At 73.4% G+C, this 1,165-nt stretch carries 1 protein-coding gene; it reads right to left on the bottom strand.

The features are described from left to right. Positions 1–151: 151 nt before the first annotated feature. Positions 152–1,165: SulP family inorganic anion transporter (locus WH07_RS35260; RefSeq protein ID WP_046509239.1), on the bottom strand; the 1,014-nt coding region annotated here is incomplete at its 5' end.

Genomic DNA, 1,165 nt, shown 5'->3' with positions numbered 1-1,165 from the left:
GTCCGCCCGAAGGGCGGGCCCGGCGGCGTCTGGTGCGTGCGATCGCAAGGCGGAGGGTCATCCTCGTACTGGACGTACTTGGATGATCCCGACAACGCGGCGAGCGTGCGTGCCAGGCGTCGCCGGGCAGACGGGACTTTGAAGACACGCCCTAGGGCGTCTTGCGGAACGCTCCCTCGGGCTGGTGCGAGGGCAGGAGGCCGGCGGCGCGCAGATGGGCCCGGGCTCCGGCGATGGCCTCCGGGGTCGTGGCGTACTCCCGGCCCTCCTGCCGCAGCAGGTCCAGCGCGCCGACCGAGTCCAGGGCCCGGCGCTGGCCGGGGCGGATCCCGGAGGTCATCACCGCGATACCGCGCCGGTTCAGCTTGTGGACGGCGTCCTTGAGGACGAGCGCGCCGGTGGCGTCCATCGTGGTCACCCGGGACATCCGCAGGATCACCACCCGGACGTCGGCGGCCTCGGAGAGTCCCAGCAGGAAGCGGTGGGCGCCGGCGAAGAACAGCGGTCCGTCGATGCGGTAGGCGACGATGTGCTCGGCCAGCAGGGCGTGTTCCTCGTCGCTGTGCTCGCCGGGCAGATCGGCGCGGAAGTCCACCTGGTCCATCCGGGCGTGCTTCGCGACCGCCCGCAGTGCCAGGGCTCCGGCGACGGCCAGGCCGGTGATCACCGCGTACACCAGGTCCGGGGCGAGTGTCGCGGCGGCGGTGAGCACCAGGACGACGGCGTCCGAGCGGGTGGCCCTGGCCATCGCCCGCAGCGAGCCGACCTCGACCATCCGGATCGCGGTGGCGATCAGCACACCGGCCAGCGCAGCGAGCGGAATCCTGGAGACCAGCGGGGCGGCGGCGAAGACGATCACCGCCAGCACCACGGCGTGGGTGAGCGCGGCGAGCCGGGAGGAGGCGCCCGTACGGACATTGACCGCCGTACGGGCGATCGCGCCGGTCGCAGGTACGCCGCCGAACAGCGGCGCGGCGATGTTGGCCAGGCCCTGCCCGAACAGTTCCCGGTCGGGGTCGTGCTTCTCCCCGACCGTCATGCCGTCTGCGACCTGGGCGGACAGCAGCGATTCCAGGGCGGCGAGCGCGGCCACCGCGACCGCGGGCGCCAGCAGGGAGGGGAGCGCGGACGGGTCGAGGAAGGTGAGGGAGGGGGCGGGGAACCC

The organism is Streptomyces odonnellii (assembly GCF_000981895.1).
GTDB lineage: Bacteria > Actinomycetota > Actinomycetes > Streptomycetales > Streptomycetaceae > Streptomyces > Streptomyces odonnellii.
This window is presented reverse-complemented; position numbering and strand designations above follow the sequence as displayed.